Origin of the sequence: Pseudomonas sp. B6(2017) (genome assembly GCF_002112765.1) — a bacterium.
In the GTDB taxonomy this organism is placed as follows: Bacteria; Pseudomonadota; Gammaproteobacteria; order Pseudomonadales; family Pseudomonadaceae; genus Aquipseudomonas; species Aquipseudomonas piscis.
In genome coordinates this window covers 236,995-259,934 of sequence record NZ_NEIQ01000004.1, presented here as the reverse complement: position 1 = coordinate 259,934, position 22,940 = coordinate 236,995, and the positions used below count along the sequence as shown (strand labels likewise).

General features: G+C 62.5%; 21 protein-coding genes, 1 tRNA gene and 1 pseudogene. 16 read left to right on the top strand and 7 right to left on the bottom strand.

Annotated elements, in window-relative coordinates:
• Window positions 1-17: 17 nt before the first annotated feature.
• Together CAG11_RS08870 and CAG11_RS08865 are read right to left on the bottom strand one after the other, a co-directional pair.
• A complete protein-coding gene (locus CAG11_RS08870) occupies window positions 18-491 on the bottom strand; it encodes a peroxiredoxin (protein ID WP_053135301.1) in 474 nt (157 codons plus the stop codon).
• 10 nt (window positions 492-501) lie between these two features.
• On the bottom strand, window positions 502-1,062 hold the full coding sequence (locus CAG11_RS08865) for a glycine cleavage system protein R (RefSeq protein WP_022642872.1): 561 nt from the start codon (window positions 1,060-1,062) through the stop codon (window positions 502-504).
• 326 nt (window positions 1,063-1,388) lie between these two features.
• Here CAG11_RS08865 and dapA point away from each other — a divergent pair, with 326 nt between their 5' ends.
• The 13 genes from dapA (at window position 1,389) to CAG11_RS08800 (ending at window position 13,612) form a co-directional block, all read left to right on the top strand.
• Window positions 1,389-2,267 (top strand): 4-hydroxy-tetrahydrodipicolinate synthase, encoded by an 879-nt coding sequence (dapA, locus tag CAG11_RS08860; protein WP_085596044.1) that lies wholly within the window; start codon window positions 1,389-1,391, stop codon window positions 2,265-2,267.
• Window positions 2,268-2,284: 17 nt separating this feature from the next.
• Complete coding sequence (gene bamC / locus CAG11_RS08855; RefSeq protein WP_085596043.1) at window positions 2,285-3,400, top strand: outer membrane protein assembly factor BamC; 1,116 nt, start codon at window positions 2,285-2,287, stop codon at window positions 3,398-3,400.
• A gap of 4 nt (window positions 3,401-3,404) precedes the next feature.
• The gene (locus CAG11_RS08850) at window positions 3,405-4,163 is read left to right on the top strand and encodes an MBL fold metallo-hydrolase (RefSeq protein WP_085596042.1); all 759 of its coding nucleotides are present in this window, start codon (window positions 3,405-3,407) and stop codon (window positions 4,161-4,163) included.
• A 28-nt stretch (window positions 4,164-4,191) separates the two neighbouring features.
• Complete coding sequence (purC, locus tag CAG11_RS08845; protein ID WP_022642876.1) at window positions 4,192-4,905, top strand: phosphoribosylaminoimidazolesuccinocarboxamide synthase; 714 nt, start codon at window positions 4,192-4,194, stop codon at window positions 4,903-4,905.
• Between the two features lie 83 nt (window positions 4,906-4,988).
• Window positions 4,989-5,078 (top strand) — tRNA-Ser (locus CAG11_RS08840).
• A 458-nt stretch (window positions 5,079-5,536) separates the two neighbouring features.
• Entirely contained in the window at window positions 5,537-6,010 is a 474-nt protein-coding gene (locus tag CAG11_RS08835; protein ID WP_085596041.1) for a macro domain-containing protein, read from the top strand.
• A 303-nt stretch (window positions 6,011-6,313) separates the two neighbouring features.
• The gene (locus CAG11_RS08830; protein WP_031321106.1) at window positions 6,314-6,982 is read left to right on the top strand and encodes a class I SAM-dependent methyltransferase; all 669 of its coding nucleotides are present in this window, start codon (window positions 6,314-6,316) and stop codon (window positions 6,980-6,982) included.
• A gap of 355 nt (window positions 6,983-7,337) precedes the next feature.
• Window positions 7,338-8,051 carry a GntR family transcriptional regulator gene (locus tag CAG11_RS08825; protein ID WP_022642879.1) on the top strand — a complete coding sequence of 238 codons (714 nt, stop codon included), beginning with the start codon at window positions 7,338-7,340 and terminating at the stop codon, window positions 8,049-8,051.
• The gene (locus tag CAG11_RS08820) at window positions 8,048-8,836 is read left to right on the top strand and encodes an SDR family oxidoreductase (protein WP_085596040.1); all 789 of its coding nucleotides are present in this window, start codon (window positions 8,048-8,050) and stop codon (window positions 8,834-8,836) included. The genes CAG11_RS08825 and CAG11_RS08820 overlap by 4 nt, the downstream gene beginning before the upstream one ends.
• A gap of 102 nt (window positions 8,837-8,938) precedes the next feature.
• Window positions 8,939-9,871 carry a 3-keto-5-aminohexanoate cleavage protein gene (locus CAG11_RS08815; protein ID WP_022642881.1) on the top strand — a complete coding sequence of 311 codons (933 nt, stop codon included), beginning with the start codon at window positions 8,939-8,941 and terminating at the stop codon, window positions 9,869-9,871.
• A gap of 67 nt (window positions 9,872-9,938) precedes the next feature.
• Window positions 9,939-10,817 (top strand): SMP-30/gluconolactonase/LRE family protein, encoded by an 879-nt coding sequence (locus tag CAG11_RS08810; RefSeq protein WP_085596039.1) that lies wholly within the window; start codon window positions 9,939-9,941, stop codon window positions 10,815-10,817.
• A 65-nt stretch (window positions 10,818-10,882) separates the two neighbouring features.
• Window positions 10,883-12,205, top strand: coding sequence for an MFS transporter (locus tag CAG11_RS08805; RefSeq protein ID WP_085596038.1), 1,323 nt, complete (start codon window positions 10,883-10,885; stop codon window positions 12,203-12,205).
• Window positions 12,206-12,274: 69 nt separating this feature from the next.
• Window positions 12,275-13,612, top strand: a complete 1,338-nt coding sequence (locus CAG11_RS08800) for an MFS transporter (protein ID WP_085596037.1) — start codon at window positions 12,275-12,277, stop codon at window positions 13,610-13,612.
• Window positions 13,613-13,663: 51 nt separating this feature from the next.
• Here CAG11_RS08800 and CAG11_RS08795 read toward each other — a convergent pair whose 3' ends face one another.
• From CAG11_RS08795 to CAG11_RS08775, 5 genes are all read right to left on the bottom strand, one after another.
• Complete coding sequence (locus CAG11_RS08795; RefSeq protein ID WP_085596036.1) at window positions 13,664-14,680, bottom strand: Ldh family oxidoreductase; 1,017 nt, start codon at window positions 14,678-14,680, stop codon at window positions 13,664-13,666.
• 97 nt (window positions 14,681-14,777) lie between these two features.
• Window positions 14,778-16,355: an aldehyde dehydrogenase (NADP(+)) gene (locus CAG11_RS08790; protein ID WP_085596035.1), complete on the bottom strand. Its 1,578-nt coding sequence runs from the start codon at window positions 16,353-16,355 to the stop codon at window positions 14,778-14,780.
• A gap of 117 nt (window positions 16,356-16,472) precedes the next feature.
• On the bottom strand, window positions 16,473-17,417 hold the full coding sequence (locus tag CAG11_RS08785) for a dihydrodipicolinate synthase family protein (protein WP_022642888.1): 945 nt from the start codon (window positions 17,415-17,417) through the stop codon (window positions 16,473-16,475).
• A 188-nt stretch (window positions 17,418-17,605) separates the two neighbouring features.
• Entirely contained in the window at window positions 17,606-18,979 is a 1,374-nt protein-coding gene (gene abaF / locus CAG11_RS08780) for a fosfomycin efflux MFS transporter AbaF (protein WP_085596034.1), read from the bottom strand.
• Between the two features lie 298 nt (window positions 18,980-19,277).
• Entirely contained in the window at window positions 19,278-19,943 is a 666-nt protein-coding gene (locus CAG11_RS08775) for a GntR family transcriptional regulator (protein WP_022642890.1), read from the bottom strand.
• Window positions 19,944-20,095: 152 nt separating this feature from the next.
• On the opposite strand from CAG11_RS08775, the gene CAG11_RS08770 reads away from it, so the two are divergent.
• The 3 genes and pseudogenes from CAG11_RS08770 (at window position 20,096) to CAG11_RS08760 (ending at window position 22,749) form a co-directional block, all read left to right on the top strand.
• Window positions 20,096-21,022 (top strand): LysR substrate-binding domain-containing protein, encoded by a 927-nt coding sequence (locus tag CAG11_RS08770; protein WP_085596033.1) that lies wholly within the window; start codon window positions 20,096-20,098, stop codon window positions 21,020-21,022.
• A gap of 95 nt (window positions 21,023-21,117) precedes the next feature.
• A pseudogene (locus CAG11_RS08765) lies at window positions 21,118-22,304 on the top strand (low temperature requirement protein A).
• A gap of 79 nt (window positions 22,305-22,383) precedes the next feature.
• The gene (locus tag CAG11_RS08760) at window positions 22,384-22,749 is read left to right on the top strand and encodes a 5-carboxymethyl-2-hydroxymuconate Delta-isomerase (RefSeq protein WP_085596032.1); all 366 of its coding nucleotides are present in this window, start codon (window positions 22,384-22,386) and stop codon (window positions 22,747-22,749) included.
• The last annotated feature ends 191 nt before the right edge of the window (window positions 22,750-22,940 follow it).

The window sequence follows — 22,940 nt, the reverse complement described above, 5'->3', positions numbered from 1 at the left end:
CGGCCGCCCCGTTGGTTTCAGGCCTTGCTCAGGGCCTGGGCTGCGGCCAATACCGCATCGACATGGCCCGGGACCTTCACTGCGCGCCATTCCTGGCGCAGCACACCGTCCTTGTCGATGAGGAAGGTGCTGCGGTCCACACCCATGTATTCCTTGCCATAGAGCTTTTTCAGCTTGATCACGTCGAACAGCTGGCAGACGGACTCGTCCTTGTCGCTGATCAGTTCGAACGGAAACTCCTGCTTGCACTTGAAGTTCTCGTGGGACTTCAAGCCGTCGCGGGAGATACCGAAGATCTCGGTATTGGCCGCCTGGAAGGCCTTGTACTGGTCGCGAAAGCCCTGGCCTTCGGTGGTGCAGCCCGGGGTGCTGTCCTTGGGGTAGAAATACAGCACCACCTGCTTGCCCTTGAGGCTGGACAGGCTGACGGTCTGGCCGCTGGTGGCGGGGGCCTGGAAATCGGCGACGGGTTGGTCGATAGCTACGGCCATGGGGGATTCCTTACATGGGGTTCTGTGGGCGCCAGGGTTCGATCAGGGCGTCGAGGTTCATGGCGTCGGCGAAATCCAGGAACTGGTCGCGCAGCCAACTGATCTGGGTCCCGGCGGGCAGGGTCACGGTAAAGGTGGCATTGAGCATGGTGCCGCCGGTCTGTGGTGCCTGGTAGGTATCGCAGGTCAGGTTTTCCAGCTCCACATGGTGGTCGATGAAGAACTGGCACAGCTCGTTGATGATGTCCGGGCGGTAGGCTGCACTGACATAGGCCACATAAGGCAGGGCCTGTGGGCGGTTCTCCAGGGCCGCGCTGCGCACCACGTTGGCGGTGAAGGCGTGCTTCTTGGCCAGGAAGGGCAGGTTGCTCTCCAGGCGTGCCAGGGCATCCCAGCTGCCGGAGACCTCCAGCACCAGCGCGCTGCACTCGCCGTGCCGGGTCAGGCGCGAGGTCACCACGGCGCAGCGGTTTTCATGGCTGGCGCGGCACAGGACGTTGGTCAGCTCCATGGGGTTGGCGCCGAGGGCACTGATGACAAGGAATTGTTCGCGAACTGTGGGGGTGGACATGCAGCGTTCCTAAAGCGATGAGCGGTCGATACTTTCAACAAGCCCGGGCCGGGCAAGCGTCGCCGGCGGCCTTCCGAAGTCCTGGACCACAAGCCGGTGGCGGGCCCCGGGATCCATGGAATCGAGGCAGGCAACGCGGGAATGGGGCTTTGGGGAAGCGGCAGGCAGGCGATAACCCGGCCCATGTGCTTATCAAGTAGCAATCAAAGGCTGAAGGGTAGCGAAAACCATCGCTCAGGGGAATGCTCAGGGTGCGGGACTTCGCTTGTGCAAGGAACTTGGCGCCAGTACCATTACCGCTCTCTTTTTCCGGCAGGAGCGGTTGCATGATTGCGGGCAGTATGGTGGCACTGGTCACACCCATGGATGCACAGGGGAATCTCGACTGGGACAGCCTGAGCAAACTGGTGGACTTCCACCTGCAAGAGGGCACCAACGCCATCGTGGCGGTCGGCACCACTGGCGAGTCGGCGACCTTGGACGTCGATGAGCACATCGAGGTGATTCGTCGGGTAGTCGACCAGGTGGCGGGGCGCATCCCGGTAATCGCCGGCACCGGCGCCAACTCGACACGCGAAGCGATCGAACTGACCACCAATGCGAAGATCGCCGGCGCCGATGCCTGCCTGCTGGTGACCCCGTACTACAACAAGCCGACCCAGGAAGGCCTGTACCAGCACTTCCGCACCATCGCCGAAGCCGTCGAGATCCCGCAGATCCTCTATAACGTGCCGGGCCGCACCGCTTGCGACATGCAGGCCGAGACCGTGATCCGCCTGTCCACCGTGAAGAACATCATCGGCATCAAGGAGGCCACCGGCGACCTGGAGCGTGCCAAGGCCATCCTGGCCGGTGTACGTAGCGATTTCCTGGTGTACTCCGGCGATGACGCCACAGCCGTGGAGCTGATCCTGCTGGGTGGCAAGGGCAATATCTCGGTGACCGCCAACGTCGCGCCGAAGGCCATGAGCCAAATGTGCGCCGCGGCCATGGCTGGCGATGCTGCCAAGGCCCGGGCGATCCACGAGACCCTGATGCCGCTGAACAAGACTCTTTTCATCGAATCCAACCCTATTCCCGTGAAATGGGCCCTGCACGAGATGGGCTTGATGCCGGACGGTATTCGTCTGCCGCTCACCTGGCTCAGTGCCGCCTGTCACGAACCGCTGCGGCAGGCCATGCGCCAGTCCGGCGTATTGGTTTAATTGAGGAAGTACAACGCATGAAGCGAATGGCCGGACTTTCCGCACTTGCCTTGATTATCTCCAGCACCAGTGGCTGCGGTTGGATCTGGGGCCCGGAAGGCTACTTCCGTGACCGGGGTAGCGATTACCTGCAAGCGCAACAAACTGCACCGATGCAACTGCCGCCGGATATCCAGACCTCCAAGCGTCTGGATCCGCTGCTGCCGATCCCGCGTAACGTTGCCGACGATAACGTCAAGGGCGAGTACGAAGTGCCTCGTCCACAACCGCTGTCGGCCATTGCCGATTCCAGCGACTACAGCCTGCAGAAGAGCGGCGATTCCCGTTGGGTCATGGCCCAGCATCCACCGGCCGAGGTCTGGCCAGTGGCGGTACAGTTCTTCCAGGACAACGGTTTCCGCCTGGATCAACAGCGCCCGCAGACCGGCGAGTTCACCACCGCCTGGCAGCGTTCCGACGAACTCTCCGCCGCCGTGGCCAAGCGCCTGGGCAGCGCCGGTGTCGCCGCCGATAGCGAGACCCGGGTACGGGTACGCATTGAGCCAGGCGTACAGCGCAACACCAGTGAAGTCTATGTGGTCAGTGCCGAGCGTCCTGCCGGTAGCACCGCCGATGTGGAGTTCACCAATCGTTCGGTCAACACCGGCCTGGACGCTGCGCTGGTGGATGACCTGCTGGCCAGCATGAGCCGTACCTCCGAGAAGGGTGGCTCGGTATCCCTGCTGGCGGCCCGTGATTTCGACGCTCCGAGCCGAGTCAGCCTCAGCGAAGACGGCAGCGGCAACCCGGTGCTGAACCTGGGTGCCGACCTGGATCGTGCCTGGTCCAGCGTGGGTCGTGCCCTGGAGCAGGGTGAATGGCGGGTCGAAGACATCAACCGCAGCCTGGGCCTGTACTACATCAACCTGGCGGAAAAGGCCGAGAAAAAGAACGACGAGCCCGGCTTCTTCGGCAAGTTGTTCGGCAGCAAGCCAGCCAAGGAAGAAATCGAGGCCCGTGCCGAGCGTTATCAGGTACGCCTGAGCAAGGTGGGCGAGAACGTCCAGGTCACCGTCGAGAAGAACATCAACACCGTGGCGCCCGCCGATGTGGCGCGCAAGGTGCTGGGCGTGATTCAGGACAACCTGGGCTGATTGGATGCGTTTCGCCGTTCTCGGCAGCGGTAGCCAGGGCAATGGCACCCTGATCTCCAGCGGCGACACGCATGTACTGGTGGATTGTGGTTTCTCCCTGCGAGAAACCGAGCGGCGCCTGTTGCGCCTGGGCGTTGCCCCGGAGCAACTGAGCGCCATCCTGGTGACCCACGAACATGCCGACCATGTGCATGGCGTGGGTTTGCTGTCTCGGCGCTACAATCTTCCGGTCTACCTCAGTCAGGGCACCTTGCGTGGAATGCGCAAGCCAGTGGCGGCCACGGGCTTCGTGCAGGGTGGCGAGCGATTGCAGGTCGGTGAGCTGCATATCGACGTGATCGGTGTCGCCCATGATGCCCTGGAGCCTACGCAGTTCGTCTTCAGCGATGGCCGGCGGCGCTTCGGCCTGCTGACCGATCTCGGTTCCTACGGTTCCGAGGTGTTGGACGGCTACCGCGGGCTGGATGCCCTGATGATCGAGGCCAATCATTGCCAGGAAATGCTGGCGCGAGGTTATTACCCGTATTTCCTCAAGCAGCGTGTCGGTGGTGACCTGGGACATTTGGACAACCAGCAGGCCGCAAGCCTGGTGGCCGAATTGGGATGGCAGGGCTTGCAACATCTGGTCCTGGCTCATCTGAGCAGCAAGAACAACCTGCCGCAGCTGGCCCGGCAATGTTTTGTCGACACCCTCGGGTGCGACCCGGACTGGCTGCAACTGGCCGATCAAGATTCAGGGCTCGACTGGCGTCACATCGCCTAGCCCACCTACTTAGCAAGCGGAGCCCATCATGGAAAAACGTGAAGAACTCTACCGCGGCAAAGCCAAATCGGTTTACAAGACCGATGACGCCGATCGCCTGGTCCTGCTGTTTCGCAACGACACCTCGGCGTTCGACGGCAAGCGCATCGAGCAGTTGGATCGCAAGGGGATGGTGAACAACAAGTTCAACGCCTTCATCATGCAAAAACTCGAAGCTGCCGGCGTGCCGACCCAGTTCGACAAGCTGCTGAGCGACAACGAGTGCCTGGTGAAGAAGCTGGACATGATTCCGGTCGAATGCGTAGTGCGCAACTACGCCGCCGGTAGCCTGGTCAAGCGCTTGGGTGTGGAAGAGGGCATGAAGCTCAATCCCTACACCTTCGAACTGTTCCTCAAGGACGACGCCAAGGGCGATCCCTTCATCAACGAATCTCACGTGGTGGCATTCGGTTGGGGCACCGCCGAACAGCTGGCCCGCATGAAAGAACTGTCGCTCAAGGTCAACGAGGTCCTGGGCAAGCTGTTCGACGACGCCGGCCTGCTGCTGGTGGACTTCAAGCTGGAGTTCGGCGTGTTCAGCGATGGTTCCATCGTCCTGGGTGACGAGTTCAGCCCGGATGGCTGCCGCCTGTGGGACAAGGACACCAAGAAGAAGATGGACAAGGACCGCTTCCGCCAGGGCCTCGGTGATGTGATCGAGGCCTACGAAGAAGTGGCCCAGCGCCTCGGCGTACCGCTGTAATCGACGCAAGCATCTGATAGCACGGAAAAATTTGCCTAGGGGGCTTCGCTTCCGGTGAAGGTGCTGTTATGATGCGCGCCGTTGGAGAGATGCCAGAGTGGCCGAATGGGACGGATTCGAAATCCGTTGTACCTTCGCGGGTACCTAGGGTTCGAATCCCTATCTCTCCGCCATACATAGAAAAGCCCCTGTAGCTCGATGAGATACAGGGGCTTTTTGTTTTCAGGTGCATGGCTCATTCCATTCGCTGTACGTTGGAAGCACTCCTCCGGCCGCACGTCCAGCCGGGCATAAATGGGTCGCCTTGTTTGAGTTTGCTCGTCCCTGTTGCAGGGCGGTCGCCAAGCAGCATGCTTGCCTCGGTGTTGGTAGGCATATAAGCCAAGGCTGTGAGCGAAGAGACCCTCTCTACATTTCCCGTCTTTCCCCAACGATCTACATGCCATGTGCATGGGGAGCACCGTGGGCACGATTCCAGCATTGTTCATCATTATTATTGATGCTGAAGTAGCTCCCTGTCAGGGTATCTACCTCATTGGGCATTACAGTTAGGTCAAGGTTGAGCGAGTGCAAGAGAGCATGTTCCATTCGATGTATCAGCCTGAAGTCAAAAATAAGTGGTGTTCCTCATATGATCGAGCTTAGTGAAGGCAACCTTCTTGTGGCACCCGTTGAAGCCTTGGTGAATGCTGTGAACACTGAGGGTGTCATGGGCAAGGGAATCGCACTGCAATTCAAGCAGGCGTTTCCCGAGATGTTTAAGGATTACCAGGCTGCCTGCAGGATTGGTTCTATCCAGCTTGGTGAGGTGCATGTATTTGATCTGGGTGGACTGGCTGGAGGCCCCCGCTGGATTATCAACTTTCCAACCAAGGGGCATTGGAAGTCGAAAAGCAAATTGGAAAGTATTCAACAAGGTCTTGATGACCTGGTTCGTAAAGTCGATGAGTTGAATATCAAATCCATTGCCATTCCACCGCTTGGCTGTGGGCTGGGTGGTTTGCAGTGGGAGGAGGTTCGCCCCGCTATTGAAACGGCATTCTCAACGTTGCCAAAGGTACAGGTATTGTTGTTCTCGCCAGCTGGAATGCCCTTGGCAAAGTAAATGCCGAGGAGACCGGGTTTTTGAGGATGACGAGTGGTTAAGCCTATTGCTGGGGTTTTGCCTAAAGGTTTTTTGCTCTCTTTTTCCAGTTTGCTGGAAGTTCATAGCCCAATGTACTTAGTGCAAAAAAAATGAAGAACTGCCTGGCCTGGGTTCAAAGCCAGGTGGCTCTTGAAGATTGACTCAGGAGTAGGCCACGACGATGCGCAGCTTATAAAGCTTGATGTACCATCGGCCTTCGCTAGAGCTCCTGTGTGATTTCCAGCACGGCTTGTCCCGTCATCCAAAAAAATCAGAGAAGACATGATCACTATCCAAGAGCTTAATGATTTCACCAGCAACCCTGGATTGACTGAGAGCGTAACGCAGGTCTGGGGGTTGATTGGACAGCACTTCGAACAGGCGCAAGCTAGCTTGCCACCTGAACAGGCCATGCAGCGTCGTGAGCTGTCTTTCCATGACCATGTATGTCTCTTGGGTTACCTTTCTCTTCTGATTGCCGAGTTGCCGGGCGACGTGGTGGAAATCGGAGTGTGGAAGGGCAAATCGTTGATGCTGATGAACGAGGTATGCAATCGCGAGCGGCGTATCATTGCTATTGATCCGTTCGCCTTGCCAAACCAGTTCGAAGAATTCAACTACTACAAGGATCTGATGCTGCCTAATGCGTTGGTGATCCGTGGTTTTTCGGAGTTGAGTGCCGAACGTTTCTATAACCTAGAGCCCAAGGTTGCGCTGTTGCATATCGATGGTGGGCATTCTGGTCGCAACGTGATCCTGGATTTTCTGCTGTATTCACCCAGCGTGGTCTCGGGTGGTTTCATCGTGTTCGATGACTACGGCGATTTTCAGCACTCGCCTGATGTGGGGCCGACGGTCGATTTGCTCAGGGCTACAGGTTTCTTTAAAGGTTTTAACGTGCTGGGCTGCGTACATGGTTTCGAGAACAGCTACGTTCTACAGCGCATGTAATCGCTGAACCCAGGTAGGTCGCATTTTTTCGCCTGCTAGTGCAGTTGATGATTTGGAGTGGCGGCCATTTGTTCGAATCAGTGTTATGGGCGGGCGCCGTAATCCCCCTCGGCTAATGAGCTTCGACAGCGCGACTGTCTGGACTGATCTAAGGTCCGCCATTTTTCAACACGAAAGCCCCTGTGATCATCGATTCCAGGGGCTTTTTTGTTAGGCAGCTTCGAGGGGGATGGATAAAACAGCCTGACGCAAAAGCCACCCGCAGAATTTTCCCGGAACCTGTATTGAGTGTTTGACATATTTGATTTGTGATCACATATTGTCAGGCACAAGAATCACAATACAGGTACGCCCCATGTCCGAAGGTCCAATCCCTCTTCCTACGCTGCGTCAGGTTTCGCGCGATACCTTGCAAGAGCAGGTGTACCGGCAAATCCGCGAGGCCTTGATGAGTGGCCGTTTCCAGCCCGGTCAGAAGTTGACCATCCGTGGCCTGGCCGAAGCCTTGGGCTCCAGCCCTATGCCGGTGCGAGAGGCTCTGCAGCGCCTGAGTGCGGAAAATGCCTTTGAAGTCACCGAGACTTCTCGCCTACGGGTACGAATGATGACCGTGGAACGTCTGCGGGAGATTCGTGATGCCCGGGTGGCCCTGGAGGGGCTGCTGGCGGAGAAGGCGGTGCAGCACATGCAGCAAGGCGACATGCAGGAGATCGCCGAACTCTGCCGGCAGATGCGCAAGGCCGCCGATGAAGTGGATGTTTCCCGCTACCTATGGACCAACTTCGCCTTCCATCGGCGTATCTACGCCGTGGCTCGCGCCGAGCTGACCATGGCTGCGGTGGAGAACTTCTGGCTGCACATGGGGCCTTGTTTCGCCCTGGTGGCCCCCGACAAGGCTCACCTGCAGCGTTCCATGGAGGCCCACGACCGGATCGTCGCGGCACTGGCGGCCGCTGATGCGCCTGCTGCCCGAGCAGCGGTCACCGACGACATCATGCAGGCCGCCGACTCCCTGGCCCGTTTGCTGGCCAAGACTTCCAAGGCTGTGGCCAAAGGAGGTCGGGCATGAGCGTCCTGCAACGTTTGCAGCCTTATCCGGGCCTGCGGGTAATGATTTCCGGTGGTGCGGCGGGTATCGGCGAAGTGCTCGCCCGTGCCTATCTCGAAGCTGGGGCCGAGGTCCATGTATGCGATGTCAGCGAGGCGGCCTTGGCGGCGTTTCGCGACCGCCATCCCCAGGCTTTGGCCAGCCGGGCCGATGTCGGTGATCCGCAGCAGATCGAGGCGTTGTTCCAACTGCAGGTCCAGCGCTTCGGCGGCCTGGATGTGCTGGTCAACAACGCCGGTATTGCCGGGCCCACCGCGGGTATCGATGCGGTCAGCGATGCCGACTGGCAACGCACCATCGATATCAATCTCACTGCCCAGTACCGTTTTGCCCATCATGCCGTGCCTTTGCTCAAGGCCTCGAGCAATGCCCATCTTTTGCATATCGCCTCGGTGGCCGGACGCCTGGGTTATGCCTGGCGCACTCCATATGCGGCGACCAAATGGGCGATCGTCGGCTTGATGAAGTCCCTGGCCGCCGAGCTCGGCGCCAGTGATATCCGGGTCAATGCCCTGTTGCCGGGGATCGTCGAGGGACCGCGCATGGACGCGGTGATCCAGGCCCGGGCCGAACAGACCGGGACCCCCATCGCGCAGATGCGCCAGCAGTACCTGGACAAGATTTCCCTCAAGCGCATGGTCAGCGCCGAGGACGTGGCCGCCATGGCGCTGTTCCTCTGTTCGCCGGCGGCCCGCAACGTCACCGGCCAGGCCATCAGCGTCGACGGTAACGTCGAGTACCTCTAACAGGCCGTACATGCGGCCAACCCTGCCGAAGGACTCGGCGGTGGATTTCATCAGCGACACCCTGGGATTTTTTTCTTCAAGAATAAAAGTCGGAGTACCGTCATGCCTGGAAAAACCCCTGTCATCATCACCTGTGCCGTCACCGGGGCGATCCATACCCCGTCCATGTCACCGCACCTGCCGGTTACCGCCGGGCAAATCGCCGCAGAAGCCATCGCCGCTGCCGAGGCCGGCGCCGCCATCGTCCACCTGCACGCCCGGGACCCTGAGGATGGGCGGCCGAGCCAGGACCCTGAGCTGTTCCGACGCTTCCTGCCACAGATCAAGTCGGCCAGCGACGTAGTGATCAACTTGACCACCGGCGGAGCGCCGACCATGGGGGTCGAAGAGCGCCTGCAACCGGTGCTGGAGTTCAAGCCGGAACTGGCTTCGCTGAACATGGGGTCGATGAACTTCGGCCTGTACGAAATGCTCAACCGCTTCACCGAGTTCAAGCACGACTGGGAGCGTCCGTACCTGGAAGAGAGCGACGATCGGATCTTCCGCAATACCTTCCGCGATATTGCGCACATCCTCAGCGCTTGTGCGCAAAACCGTACGCGCTTCGAGATCGAGTGCTACGACATTGGCCATCTCTATACCGCGGCCCATTTCCTTGAGCGCGGCTTGCTCAAGGCGCCGCTGTTCATCCAGTCGGTGTTCGGCCTGCGGGGCGGGATCGGCGGTCATCCCGAGGACCTGGCCCATATGCGGCGCACCGCCGATCGCCTGTTCGGCGAGGACTATCACTGGTCGATTCTTGGCGCCGGACGCAACCAGATCCCCCTGGGGACCATGGGCCTGGCCATGGGCAGCCATGTCCGGGTGGGCCTGGAGGACTCGCTCTGGGATGGTCCGGGCAAGCTGGCCGCCAGCAATGCCGATCAGGTGCGGCGCATCCGCACGGTGATCGAGGCCTTGGGCGGCCGTGTGGCGACGCCGGATGAAGCCCGGGCCATGCTCGGGCTCAAGGGGCGCGACCAGGTCGCTTTCTAGGCGGCACATCCAGCCTGGGCGGAGCCTGTCCGCCCATCCCGCACAACAACAATAAAGGGATAACACCATGCGTATCGAAGTCCTGGTGGATGTCAAAACCAATCTCGGCGAAGGTCCGGTCTGGGACCAGGAACAACAACGGCTGTACTGGGTCGACAGCGCCGATGGGCGAATCCTGCGCTGTACCGTCGATGGCTCCGAGCTCAGGGCCTGGGACGTGGCGCAGAAAATCGGCTCCATGGCTCTGCGCCGCTGTGGTGAGCAAGCGCTGGTCGCCCTGCAGGAGGGGCTGCATAACCTGGACCTGCGTAGCGGCGAATTGCAGTTGATCGTGGATCCGGAGCCCGGCCTGCCGCACAACCGGCTCAACGATGGCAAGGTCGACCGCCAGGGGCGTTTTGTCTTCGGCTCCATGGATACCCGCGAAGAAAGCCCCAGCGCCAAGCTCTATCGGTTGGACCCGAACCTCAGCCTGCATACCCTCGATAGCGAGATCATCGTTTCCAATGGCCCGTGCTGGAGCCCGGGAGGCGACATCCTGTATTTCGCCGACACCTGGTCGGGGGAAATCCGTGCCTACGACTACGACACCACCACGGGTGCGGTGCGTAACCGGCGGACCTTCGCCAAGGTCGATACCGCCGCCGGCGGTGCCGCCGATGGTTGCACCGTGGATGCCGAGGGTTACCTGTGGCAGGCCCTGGTCTATGCCGGCCAGTTGGTGCGCTACAGCCCGGACGGACGGGTCGACCGGGTCATCGAGATGCCAGTGAAGAAGGTCACCAGCCTGACCTTCGGCGGACCGGACCTGGACATCCTGTTCGTCACCTCGATGGCCCGGCCGCCATTGCCACGCTTCCCAGCGGACGGCCAGCAGCGTGGGGCCTTGTTCGCCATCCATGGCCTGGGTGTGCGGGGTATCGCCGAGCGTCGGTTCGCCGGCTGAAGCAGTCCCCCAATCCCTTCTGCAATCCCGTGTCAGTGCGCGTCATCACGCGCCTGGAGAGGCCCATGGCTATCGTCAAGAAAGCTTCGCTGCGCCAGATTCATCGTCACTCCTGGGTGTCTTTGCTGGTCTGCTGGATGATCTGGATCCTCAATGCCTACGACCGTGAGATCGTCTTGCGGCTGGGGCCGACTATTTCCAAGCACTTCGAATTGTCCGCCGAGCAATGGGGGACGCTCGCGACCCTGATCATGCTGGCCCTGGCTTTGCTGGATATTCCCGGTTCGATCTGGAGCGACCGGCATGGTGGCGGCTGGAAGCGTGCGCGTTTCCAGGTCCCGCTGGTGCTGGGCTACACCGCCATTTCGTTCCTGTCCGGATTCAAGGCCCTGAGCGGCAATCTCGCCGCGTTCGTCGCCTTGCGCGTAGGCGTCAACCTGGGCGCCGGCTGGGGGGAACCCGTAGGGGTGAGCAATACCGCCGAATGGTGGCCGGTGGAGCGCCGCGGGTTCGCCCTTGGGGCGCACCACACCGGTTACCCGATCGGCGCCATGCTCAGCGGCCTGGTGGCCAGTTTCGTCATCGGTACCTTTGGCGAGGACAACTGGCGCTATGTGTTCTTCTTCGCCTTCGTCGTGGCCGTACCACTGATGCTGTTCTGGGCACGCTACTCCACGCCCCAGCGCATCACCCAGCTGTACCTCGACATTGCCGCCAAGGGCATGACCCCACCGGACAGCACTCCCGTGACCCAGGCCAAGGGCCAGGCGTGGCGTACCTTCGTCGCGACCCTGGGCAATCGCAATATCGCCCTCACGGCCGGCAATACCCTGCTTACCCAAGTGGTGTACATGGGCGTGAACATCGTCCTGCCGGCCTACCTGTACAACATCACCGGCCTGTCCCTGGCCGAGTCCGCGGGCATGAGCGTGGTCTTCACCCTGACCGGGATTCTCGGGCAACTGATCTGGCCGGCGCTGTCCGACATCATCGGCCGGCGCTTGACCCTGATCATTTGCGGGCTATGGATGGCCGCCAGTGTCGCGGCCTTCTACTTCGCCAGCACCCTGGCGCTGGTCATCGTCATGCAGTTGCTGTTCGGCCTGGTGGCCAATGCAGTGTGGCCGATCTACTACGCCGTGGCCTGCGATTCGGCCGAGCCCTCGGCTACTTCCACCGCCAACGGCATCATCACCACCGCGATGTTCATCGGTGGAGGCATGGCACCGCTGCTGATGGGCAGCCTGATCGCCTCCGGCGGAGGCTGGACCAGCCTGCCGGGCTACATCCTGTGTTTCTTCGTCATGGCCGGTTGTGCCCTGGGCGGCGTGCTGCTGCAGCTGTTCGCCCGGCATGCGCAACCGCCGCTGGCGCAACCCGAGTTCTAGAACAACATCGATGCGCTCCCCGGCCATTGCTGGCGGGGCGCCAAAGCCGCTCGATATGAGGCCCGTACCATGCATACCGCCGCACCCACCGCTCCCCGGGACCAGCAGCAGTTGACCCGCCTGATGTTTCGCAAGCTCATGCCATTGCTGATCGCAGCCTATGTCCTGAGCTTTCTGGACCGCACCAATATCGCCCTGGCCAAGCACCAGCTGGATGTCGACTTGGGAATATCCGCCGCGGCCTATGGCCTGGGCGCCGGATTGTTCTTCCTGACCTACGCGCTGTCCGAAGTACCGAGCAACCTGATCATGCACCGGGTCGGCGCGCGCTTCTGGATCGCCCGGATCATGGCGACCTGGGGCCTGATCTCGGCCGCCATGGCCTTCGTCCAGGGCGAGACGTCCTTCTACGTGCTGCGCCTGTTGCTGGGCATCGCCGAGGCGGGGTTGTTTCCCGGCGTGATGCTGTACCTGACCTACTGGTTCGACCGCCAGCAGCGGGCCCGGGCCACTGGCTACTTCCTCCTTGGGGTATGCCTGGCCAATATTATCGGCGGCCCGTTGGGCGCGGCGTTGATGAAGATGGATGGCTTGCTGGGCTGGCATGGCTGGCAGTGGATGTTCCTGCTCGAAGGCTTGCCGGCGGTGTTCTTCGCCTGGGTGGTCTGGCGCCACCTGCCGGATCGCCCGGGCAAGGCTCGCTGGTTGAGTGCCGAAGAAGCCCAGTCCATCGAACAGCGACTGGCCAGGGAGGCCGACGAAGGAGCGGGACAGGGCGGGCATTCGTTCAGGCAGTGCTTCACCCCGCAGATCCTGCTGGCGATCTTCGTGTACTTCTGCCACCAGATCACCATCTATACCGTGATCTTCTTCCTGCCCAGCATCATCGGCAAATACGGCAGCTTGAGCATCATGAGTGTCGGCTTGTTGAACTCCCTGCCCTGGATCGCCGCCGCCGTGGGAGCCGTCGCTTTGCCCCGGCTGGCCAACAGTGCCCGGCGCTCGCGACAATTGCTGGTCCTGGGACTGCTGGTGATGGCCTCGGGATTGCTGATCGCCGCGGTTTCCGGGCCGGTATTCAGCCTGGTGGGCTTCTGCGTCGCTGCGCTGATGTTCTTCGTGGTGCAGTCGATCATCTTTCTGTATCCCGCTTCCCGGCTCAAGGGCGCGGCCCTGGCAGGTGGCCTGGGTTTCGTGAACTGCTGCGGCTTGCTGGGCGGGTTTGTCGGGCCCTCGGTGATGGGCGCGATCGAAATGACCACGGGCGACGCCATGAACGGTCTCAAGGTCATCGCCCTGGTCTTGCTGGTAGCGGCGCTGGTGGCGTTGCGTTTGCGCCAGGGACAGGAGGAACGCAGCTATACGGACGCTGTGGCCGGCCGGCCGGTCAAGCAGCACTCGATGTGATGGTCGTGGCCGGCCGGCCCCGGAACGAGCAAGTCGGCCGGCCGCTGCGGATTATCTGTCCAGCAGCTTGAGGATGTCTTCGTACAAGGCCTTGGGCAGGAATACCCCGGCGTCCTTGCTGCGCTTGCGGGCCTCATAGCGACGCTGGGATGGCAGGCGCGCGCCCTGTTGCACGATCCCATCGAACAAGGCTTGCGCACGCTGGGCGCCTTCTTCGGGCTTGCCGTTGGAGAACAGTTGCGGATCGAAGGCCAGGATCAGTTCGCCGTGCAGTGGAGTGGCGCCCACGCCGGCGTCGAAGGCCATGGATTCCATGCTCGTCATGTCGTTGATCAGGGCGCCTGCCAGGAGCTCGACCATGGCCGCCAGGGCCGAGCCCTTGTGCCCGCCGAAGGTGAGCATGGCACCCGACAGCGCGGCCAGCGCATCGGTGGTGGGCTGGCCGTCGCTGTCGATGGCACAGCCTTCGGGCAGCGGGCTGTTGGCCCGTCGGTGCAGCTCGATATCTCCCCGGGCGATGGCGCTGGTGGCGAAGTCGAAGACGAAGGGATCGCGACCCGGGCGTGGCCAGCCGAAGGCGATGGGGTTGGTGCCGAACACCGGTTTGCTGCCGCCAGCCGGAGCGACCCAGCTATGGCTTGGCGTGAGCGCCAGGGCGGCGAGTCCCTGGGCCGTCAGCGCCTCGATTTCCGGCCAGAGGGCCGAGAAGTGATAGCAGTTGTTGATCACCATGGCCGCCACGCCGATCTGGCGAGTCTTGCGCACCAGTACCGGCAGTGCCGTTTCGAATGACAACAGCGAGTACCCCCGGTGGGCGTCGACCGCGACGATACCGGCGCAGCGGTCGCTCAGGGTGGGCAGGGCCTGTGGGTCGACCTGGCCTTCGCGCATGGATTTCACGCAGACCAGCAACCGATACAGGCCATGGGAGTGGCACTCGTCGGCTTGTCCGCTGGTGACGGTGCGCGCGATGGCTTGAGCATGCGCCTCGGAAAAGCCGTTGCTTGTCAGTACATCGCTGGACAGTCGATAGGCTTGGTCGAGCGACAGATTAATCAAGTCAGACATGGAACTTATCCTTGGGTCCTGGGTGAACGATGGATAGGTCGAGGGCCGGCCCGGCGCAGTGCCGGGTCGGTCCTCGACAAGCTGCTGCGGGATGTCTTCAGCTCTGGCGCTGGCCATTGACCAGGCGTGACAACGCCATGGGGTTGGCGCTCTGGATGGCCGCTGGCAGCAATGCGTCCGGGAAGTTCTGGTAACAGAGCGGCCGCAGGAAGCGCGCGATGGCTGCGGTTCCCACGGAGGTGGAACGCGAGTCGGAGGTGGCCGGGAAAGGCCCGCCGTGGACCATCGCGTCGCATACCTCGACACCGGTCGGCCAGCCGTTCACCAGGATCCGTCCAGCCTTGCGCTCCAGGGTCGGCAGCAGGTTGCGAACGGCCTGGGCGTCGGCCTCGTCCAGGTGCAGCGTCGCGGTCAGTTGCCCCTCCAGGTGCTCGGCGACCTGCAGTACTTGGGCGGCGTCTTCACACGTCACCACCAGCGAGGCGGACCCGAAGATTTCCGCCTGCAGCGCTGGCTCCTGCAGGAAGTCCTGGGCACTGGCCACGAACAGGTGGGTCTGGCACTGGTTCGGTCCTGCGCCTTCCAGCCCGGCCCCGAGCACTCGTGCCCCGGCATTGCCGGCCAAGGCTTGCAGGCCGTTTGCATAGGCCCTGAAGATGCCCGGGGTCAGCATGGTCTGGGCGGGGCTGCGCTGGACTGCCTGGGTAGCCGTGGCGAGGAAGGCGTCCAGGGCATCGCCCTTGATGGCGATGACCAGCCCAGGGTTGGTGCAGAACTGGCCGGCTCCCTGGTTCAGCGAGGCGACGAACCCCTCTGCCAGTGCGGGGCCGCGGTTGCGCAGGGCATGTTCGAAGAGGAAGACCGGGTTGATCGAACTCATCTCGGCATAGACCGGGATGGGTTCCGGGCGAGCCTGGGCCGCCTGGGTCAGGGCGACACCGCCACTGCGCGAGCCGGTGAAGCCCACGGCCTTGATTCGTGGATCGCTCACCAGGCCGATCCCGATCTCCGCTCCCGAGCCGTACAGCAGCGAAAACACCCCGGGGGCCAGGTCATGTGCGGCCACCGCTCTGCTGATGGCCTGGCCTACCAGTTCGCTGGTGCCAGGATGGGCGCTGTGTGCCTTGACGATCACCGGGCAGCCTGCCGCGAGGGCTGAAGCGGTGTCGCCGCCGGCCACGGAGAAGGCGAGGGGAAAGTTGCTGGCGCCGAAGACGGCCACCGGGCCGAGGGCGATGTGCCGCTGGCGCAGGTCGGGGCGTGGCAGCGGCTGGCGCTCCGGCAGGGCTTCATCGACACGTACGTCGAGCCATTCGCCGGCCCTTACGGTTCGCGCGAAGGTGCGCAATTGGAAGCAGGTGCGTCCGACTTCGCCCTGGATGCGGGGGCGGGGCAAACCCGACTCCGCCACGGCGCGGTCCACCAGGGCGTCGCCCAGTGCTTCGATCTGTCCGGCGATGCCTTCCAGGAAGGCCGCGCGTTGTTCCAGCGAGGTTTCGCGATAGCTGTCGAAGGCGGACCAGGCCAGGGCGCAGGCCTGGTCGACATGTTCGCGGGAGCCGCCGGGGTACCCAGGCTCCAGTGCCTGGTCGGTCGCCGGGTTGATGGCCTTGATCGCGTCGCGGTTGCCCGGCACGGCTTGCCCGCCGATGAGCATCTTTCCTGTCAGGTCCATATCAGGCCTCCTGAGATGACTAAGGTGTTTGCCTGCCGCCTGTTCGAGGACCCGGGGCAGGGGAGAAATGCGAGCGGCGCGCATGGGCGCGCCGCTCGAGGGGGGCGACCTGCGCCGTCAGGCCAGGTTGTTTTCCTTCAGCCAGTTGGCGTACCAGGTACGGAACAGCTGGTACTGGGCCTCGGCGTAGTTGCGCTGGGCATCGCTCAAGGCGTCGGTCTCGTTGAAGTGCAGGGTGTATTCCAGGTCGCCGTTGAGCACCATCAGGTGCTTGTAGTAGAGGACCAGGTCGCCGCCTTCATCGAACGACGACAGCACGTGCAGCGCCGACTCCAGCTCAAGCGCCAGGCGGCGGGCCTTGGCATCGCCCTTGGCGGCCTGTTTGCTCAGGGCCACCAGTTGCAGGACTTCACGTGGCAGGGCGTTGCCGATACCGGTGATCGAGCCGGTGGCGTTGCAGTTGACGAAGCCGTTCACCACGTCGGTGTCCACGCCCACCATCAAGGTCACGGCGTCATCCTTGGAGGTGATGAATTCCGCCGCATAACGGCTGGCTGCGGCACCCCCGAACTCCTTGAAGCCGATCAGGTTCGGATGCTCGCTGCGCAGTTCGAAGAACAGGTCCGCGCGGGTGGCGAAACCGTAGTGGGGGCTGTTGTAGATGACCGATGGCAGGTTCGGCGCCGCGGCCAGGATGGCCTTGAAGTGGGCCTTCTGCGCGACCAGCGAGGCACCGCGGGACAGTACGCGGGGAATGACCATCAGGCCATGGGCGCCGACCTTGGCCGCGTGGGCCGCGTGGGATACCGCTTCCTTGGAGTTGACGGCACCGGTGCCGACGATGGTCGGGATGCCGGCGGCCACCAGGCGGGCAACGCCTTCCTGGCGCTGGGCTTCGGTGAGCAGCGGCCAGTCGCCCATGGAGCCGCAATACACCACGGCGCTCATGCCCGCCTCGATCAGCTCGCGGCCCTTGCGTACCAGGGCGTCGAAGTCCGGTTTGCGATCTGGCGTGCACGGTGTCATCAGTGCGGGGATGGTGCCGGTGAAAATGTTGCTCATGACGCTACCTCATGGTTGTTGGGTTTGTTGTAGCTACATCTATGGCTCGAACCGGGTCGCTCGGTTTCTGGTTCATTGCGCATAATCGAATATCGTATACGTTATATAATCGATGCTTGGCGAAGTAAAGCCTTGGGTGTCATTTGCGTGGGGCGGGGCCATACGGGCTCATCCATGAGCCTGGGGGATCAGCGTCCCGCGGTCCGGCTGGCGGAGTCCTGGTCAACTTCCCGCAACGACATGCCACGGGTTTCCCGGGCTGCGCCCACGGCGATGATCGAGATCACGGCCGAGGCCACCAGGTACCAGGCGATGGGAGTCGAGCTGTTGTATTCCTTGAGCAGGGTGATGGCGATCAGCGGCGCCAGGGAGCCAGCGAGGATCGGCGCCACCTGGTAGCACAGCGACAGCGCGGTGTAGCGCACATGGGTCGGGAACAGCTCCGACATCAGGGCCGAGTAGGGCGCGTAGGTCATGGACTCGATGGCCAGGCCCAGGGTGATCGCCGCCATGATCAGCCAGTTGTTGCCGGTGTCCATCATCGGGAAACCGACGAAGCCCCAGACCCCGGTGAGCACCGCGCCCATCAGGTACACCGGCTTGCGCCCGATGATGTCGGACAGGTAGCCCATGAGCGGAATCATGAAGAAGTGCAGCAGGTGGGCGCCGAACATCAGCAGCAGGATCTGCGAGGTGTCCTTGTGCACCACCAGCTTCAGGTAGGTGATGGAGAACGTGACGACTATGTAGTACAGGATGTTCTCGGCGAACCGCGCGCCAATGCCGATCAGCACTTCACGCCAGTGCTTGGTCACGACCTCGACGACGCCCAGTTGTTCTTTCTCGACCTTCTGCTGGCGGGCCTGGGCCTCCTTGAAAATCGGTGCGTCATCGACCCGGGTACGGATCCAGTAGCCGATCAGCACCACCACCGCGGAGAACCAGAAGGCCACCCGCCAGCCCCAGTCGAGGAACTGCTCTTCGGAAAGATTGGAGGACAAGAGCAGCAGGATCACCGTGGCGATCAGGTTGCCGGCCGGCACTCCGGCCTGCGGCCAGCTGGCCCAGAAGCCGCGACGGTTATCCGGGCTGTGCTCGGACACCAGCAGCACCGCGCCACCCCATTCGCCACCGAAGGCGAAACCCTGGATCAGGCGCAGCAGCACCAGGAGGATGGGCGCGGCATAACCGATCCGTTCGAAGGTCGGCAGGCAGCCCATGAGAAAGGTGGTGATGCCCACCACCACCAGGCTGATCTGCAACAGGTGCTTGCGGCCGACCTTGTCACCGTAGTGACCGAACACCAGCCCGCCGATGGGCCTGGCCAGGAAGCCCACGGCATACAGGGCGAAGGCGGCGATGATGCCGTCCATCGCGCTACCGGTCTGGCGGAAGAACAACTGGCCGAAGACCAGGGCCGAGGCCGTTCCATATAGAAAGAACTCATACCACTCGGCCACGGCGCCAGCCATCGCCGCGGCCACCACCCGCTTGATCCCCGCAGGTGCCTTGGTCGTCGTTCGTTCCAGTTCGCGAGGTGTCGCAGAAGTCGTCGAGGTCATCGATGTCGCACTCCGATAGGTATTGTCAGGGGGAGTTTCGCTAGGGCTTCGAGCCTTGTGCCGGCCCGATGGAGGCCTTGGGTAGGGGGGCCGAAGTCCTATTTTTATATGGTATTTCGTATACGATATATTTAAAAGCAAGAAAGAGGCCAAGCCTTTGCATTGCCTTGGCCATGGCGCCAAGGCGCGGATCTGCTGGGGCGCACGCTCAAGAAGTGACGGTGGGGATGGGCGGGGAGGGGCAGGCAGGTGTTACGGCAAGTGGCACTGGCGGCAGCCGTGCCACGCAAAGGAGCATTCAGTGTGGCAGGTGTTCGTACAGGCTCTGGCACACCCCGTTGATATGGGTCTCGATCAACCGGGCGACGAGCTCGACATCCCGCGCGCGGCAGGCGGCGACGATATCCTTGTGCTCGTGGTCGGCCCGGTCCTTGCCCGCCGAGAGGCTCATCTGCATGCGCAGGTAGCGCTCGATCTTGTCGTGGATCGAACGAATGAGGTTGACCAGGAAGGGCCGCTGGGCCGGTTCATAGAGGCAGGCATGCAGCTCCCAGTTGAGCTCGGCCCAACGTCCGATATCGTCTTCGCCGACGAATTCGGCGCAGATGGCCTCGGCCCTGGCGAAGGTTTCCTCGGTCATGTTCGGCACGGCCAGGCGGATTGCCTTGACCTCCAGCAGCACCCGCACCTCGAACATTTGCGCCAGCTCGGGTTCGGAGATCCGGGTGACCAGGGCGCCACGATTGCGGTGGAAGTCCACCAGCCCTTCGGCTTCCAGGCGCTTGAGCGCTTCGCGAACCGGGATCTTGCTGACGTTGAACGCCTGGGCGATATCGTCCTGGCGAACGGGTTCGCCTTCGGCAAGCTGGCCGGAGATGATCGCTTCACGCAGGTGCTTGGCAATGATTTCCGAGGTCGAGGGCGTCACGCCCAGGTTCGGCGCTTTGTTGAAGGGAAGTGGCACGGAGGTTACCGAAAGCGGTTGAGGGTGCGGATATCTTATACGAAACCCCGGGGCCTGGAAAAACCGCACCATGCCAAGCCGCGACATCCGCCTGGACGCCAGCCCCCGGGCGTTTCTACACTGGGCGCCGACTGGGTTATGGAACATCGCCGATGAATCGCAATGAACTGCGCAAGGCCGACATCAACCTGATGGTGGTATTCGAGGCGCTGATGCTCGAACGCAACGTCACCCGGGTGGCGGAGAAGCTCTTTCTCGGCCAGCCCACCATCAGCTCCGCGCTCAATCGGCTGCGGGCGATGTTCAACGATCCGCTGTTCATTCGCGTCGGCCATCGGATGGAGCCCACTGCCCGTGCCGAGCAGCTGATCCAGCACTTGTCGCCGGCCCTGGACGCCCTGTCCTCGGCCCTGAGCCTGACCCATGATTTCGATCCCGCCAGCAGCACCATGACCTTTCGCATCGGCCTGTCCGATGACGTCGAGTTCGGCCTGTTGCCGCCCTTGCTGCGGGCCTTGCGCCAGGAAGCGCCGCAGGTGGTGGTCGTGGTCCAGCACGTGGACTACTGGCGGATTCCCGACCTGCTGGCCTCCGGCGATATCACCGTCGGCATCAGCCAGACCCGCGGCCTGCCGGCCAATGCCAAGCGCAAGTTGCTGCGCCATATCAACCCCAGCGTGCTGCGCGCCGATGCCAGCGACACGCCGATGAGCCTCGACGAATACTGCTCGCGGCCCCATGTGCTGGTGTCCCACACCGCCAATGTCGCCGGCTTCGCCGATGAGTGGCTGGCGGAGATCGGCCGCACCCGCCAGGTGGTGCTTTCGGTGCCGCAGTACAGTTCGCTGCCGGCGCTGCTGGCCGGGACCAAGCTGATCGCCAGCCTGCCGGACTACGCAGCCCAGGCCATGGCGACCACCGGGCAGTTGTACTGCGAACCGTTTCCGTTCAAGACCCCGACCCTGGACCTGTCCATGGTCTGGCTCAGCCACGTCGACACCGACCCAGCCGAACGCTGGCTGCGTTCGCGCCTGGAAGCCTTCATGAGCGAGCGCACGCCACTGCCGCTGGCTACCTGATCGGTGGTTCCCGCCGGGCCGCGCTGGCATTGTCGGCGGCACCTGCTTTGCTCAGTACAAACCCCGAGAAAATCCTCCACCGGCGGAGAGTGTCCATGATTCGATCCCGTTCCCTGCTGCGTGGTCGCGGCAGCCATGACAGCGGCAAGGTGGGCATGGTCGAGCTGTTTTTCGACCTGGTGTTCGTGTTCGCCGTGACCCAGTTGTCCCACGCGCTGCTGGCGCACCTGTCGCTGGCCGGCGTGCTGCAGGTGGCGTTGCTGATGGTGGCGGTGTGGTGGGTGTGGATCTTCACCTCGTGGATCACCAACTGGCTGGACCCGCAGACCTTGCCGATCCGCCTCGGGCTGTTCGTGTTGATGGTGGCCGGGTTGTTGCTGTCGTCCTCGATTCCCAAGGCTTTCGGTGACCGTGGCCTGCTGTTCGCCGCAGCCTATGTGTTCATGCAGGTGGGACGTACCGCCTACTCGCTGTGGGCGGTGCGTGGCGAGCCGCTGAACATGACCCGCAACTTCCAGCGCATCCTGTTGTGGTTGATGTTCTCCGGGTGTTCTGGATCGCTGGCGGCCTGCTCCAGGGCCCGGGACGCCTGGCCTGCTGGACCCTGGCCCTGGGCATCGAGGTCTTGGCGTCATCGCTGTATTTCTGGGTACCGGGGCTTGGCCGCTCGACCCTGGAGGACTGGAATATCGAAGGCAACCACATGGCCGAGCGTTGCGCGCTGTTCGTGATCATCGCCCTGGGCGAATCGCTGCTGGTCACCGGCGCCACCTTCGCCGAACTGGCCACCACCGGCCAAGGCTTGCTGGGGTTCATCGTCGCGGTGCTGGGTAGCATCGGCATGTGGTGGGTGTACTTCGACAGCGGCGCCGAACGCGCCCATCACCGCATCGCCCATTCCACCGACCCCGGGCGCCAGGCGCGGATCGCCTATACCTACATTCACTTGCTGATCGTCGCCGGGATCATCGTCAGCGCGGTGGCCGACGAACTGGTGCTCATCCATCCGGACCACGCTCGCCAGGCGGGAGTACTGGTGATCATCGGCGGACCCTGGTTGTTCCTGCTCGGTTGCGCCTTGTTCAAGTGGGTGATGAACGACCGGCCCTGGCCGCCGCTGTCGCACCTGGCGGGGTTGGCCGGCCTGACGCTGCTGTTGCCGGTGGCCTTGGGCCAGGTGTTTTCCGCCCTGGCGCTGGGCAGCCTGACCACCCTGGTGATGCTGCTGGTGGCGGCCTGGGAAACCCTGGCCCTGCGCGAGCGCGCAGCGGCAAGGCAATGACACCAATGGATGATTCAAGGCCCTCGGCGCTTGTGTAGTATTGAACGCCCTTTTTCCCTGAATGACCGGGAGCTTTGCCATGCCGCACCTGCATATGGAATACACCGCCAACCTGCCGCAACTGGATGCCGACAAGGCACTGCTGCGCTTGAACCATGCGCTGGTGGCGTCCGGGCAGTTCTCGGATGAGTTCGATATCAAGAGCCGGGCGGTGAAGGTCGAGGCGTTCCGGGTCGGCACCGGCCTTGGCGAGCGTGCCTTCGTCCACGTCAAGCTGGCGCTGCTCAGCGGCCGTTCGCCGGAAATCAAGAAGCAGTTGTCCGATAGCTTGCTGGTGGTGCTGCAAGACCTCGCGCCCTGGCCGGCAGAGCTGCAGGTCCAGCTGTGCGTGGAACTCCTGGATATCGACCGGGCCTCCTACACCAAGGCCGCCATCGGTCTCTGACCAAGGCTGCCAGCGCAGGCGCGTTGCCGGGTATTCAACAGGCGCCTGGCAGGCCCTTGAAAAACCTCGGCGAGGCAGCCAGCGCAAGGCAAGAACAGGCGAAAAAGCGCAGTTTACGAGTGGTCAATGAGCATTTTGACCGGGCTGGCGCACCAGTGTGTTTTTAACGCAGCGATGGCAACGCAGGTAGT

Excerpts from the sequence above, each read along its gene's own strand:
- CAG11_RS08810 (WP_085596039.1), top strand. The coding sequence starts at position 9,939 with ATGCGTATCGAAGTCCTGGTGGATGTCAAAACCAATCTCGGCGAAGGT.
- CAG11_RS08835 (WP_085596041.1), top strand. The coding sequence starts at position 5,537 with ATGATCGAGCTTAGTGAAGGCAACCTTCTTGTGGCACCCGTTGAAGCC.
- CAG11_RS08825 (WP_022642879.1), top strand. The coding sequence starts at position 7,338 with ATGTCCGAAGGTCCAATCCCTCTTCCTACGCTGCGTCAGGTTTCGCGC.
- CAG11_RS08870 (WP_053135301.1), bottom strand. The coding sequence starts at position 491 with ATGGCCGTAGCTATCGACCAACCCGTCGCCGATTTCCAGGCCCCCGCC.
- CAG11_RS08865 (WP_022642872.1), bottom strand. The coding sequence starts at position 1,062 with ATGTCCACCCCCACAGTTCGCGAACAATTCCTTGTCATCAGTGCCCTC.
- CAG11_RS08815 (WP_022642881.1), top strand. The coding sequence starts at position 8,939 with ATGCCTGGAAAAACCCCTGTCATCATCACCTGTGCCGTCACCGGGGCG.
- CAG11_RS08830 (WP_031321106.1), top strand. The coding sequence starts at position 6,314 with ATGATCACTATCCAAGAGCTTAATGATTTCACCAGCAACCCTGGATTG.
- CAG11_RS08760 (WP_085596032.1), top strand. The coding sequence starts at position 22,384 with ATGCCGCACCTGCATATGGAATACACCGCCAACCTGCCGCAACTGGAT.
- CAG11_RS08850 (WP_085596042.1), top strand. The coding sequence starts at position 3,405 with ATGCGTTTCGCCGTTCTCGGCAGCGGTAGCCAGGGCAATGGCACCCTG.
- CAG11_RS08795 (WP_085596036.1), bottom strand. The coding sequence starts at position 14,680 with ATGTCTGACTTGATTAATCTGTCGCTCGACCAAGCCTATCGACTGTCC.
- dapA (WP_085596044.1), top strand. The coding sequence starts at position 1,389 with ATGATTGCGGGCAGTATGGTGGCACTGGTCACACCCATGGATGCACAG.
- CAG11_RS08800 (WP_085596037.1), top strand. The coding sequence starts at position 12,275 with ATGCATACCGCCGCACCCACCGCTCCCCGGGACCAGCAGCAGTTGACC.
- CAG11_RS08820 (WP_085596040.1), top strand. The coding sequence starts at position 8,048 with ATGAGCGTCCTGCAACGTTTGCAGCCTTATCCGGGCCTGCGGGTAATG.
- CAG11_RS08805 (WP_085596038.1), top strand. The coding sequence starts at position 10,883 with ATGGCTATCGTCAAGAAAGCTTCGCTGCGCCAGATTCATCGTCACTCC.
- purC (WP_022642876.1), top strand. The coding sequence starts at position 4,192 with ATGGAAAAACGTGAAGAACTCTACCGCGGCAAAGCCAAATCGGTTTAC.
- CAG11_RS08790 (WP_085596035.1), bottom strand. The coding sequence starts at position 16,355 with ATGGACCTGACAGGAAAGATGCTCATCGGCGGGCAAGCCGTGCCGGGC.
- CAG11_RS08770 (WP_085596033.1), top strand. The coding sequence starts at position 20,096 with ATGAATCGCAATGAACTGCGCAAGGCCGACATCAACCTGATGGTGGTA.
- abaF (WP_085596034.1), bottom strand. The coding sequence starts at position 18,979 with ATGACCTCGACGACTTCTGCGACACCTCGCGAACTGGAACGAACGACG.
- bamC (WP_085596043.1), top strand. The coding sequence starts at position 2,285 with ATGAAGCGAATGGCCGGACTTTCCGCACTTGCCTTGATTATCTCCAGC.
- CAG11_RS08785 (WP_022642888.1), bottom strand. The coding sequence starts at position 17,417 with ATGAGCAACATTTTCACCGGCACCATCCCCGCACTGATGACACCGTGC.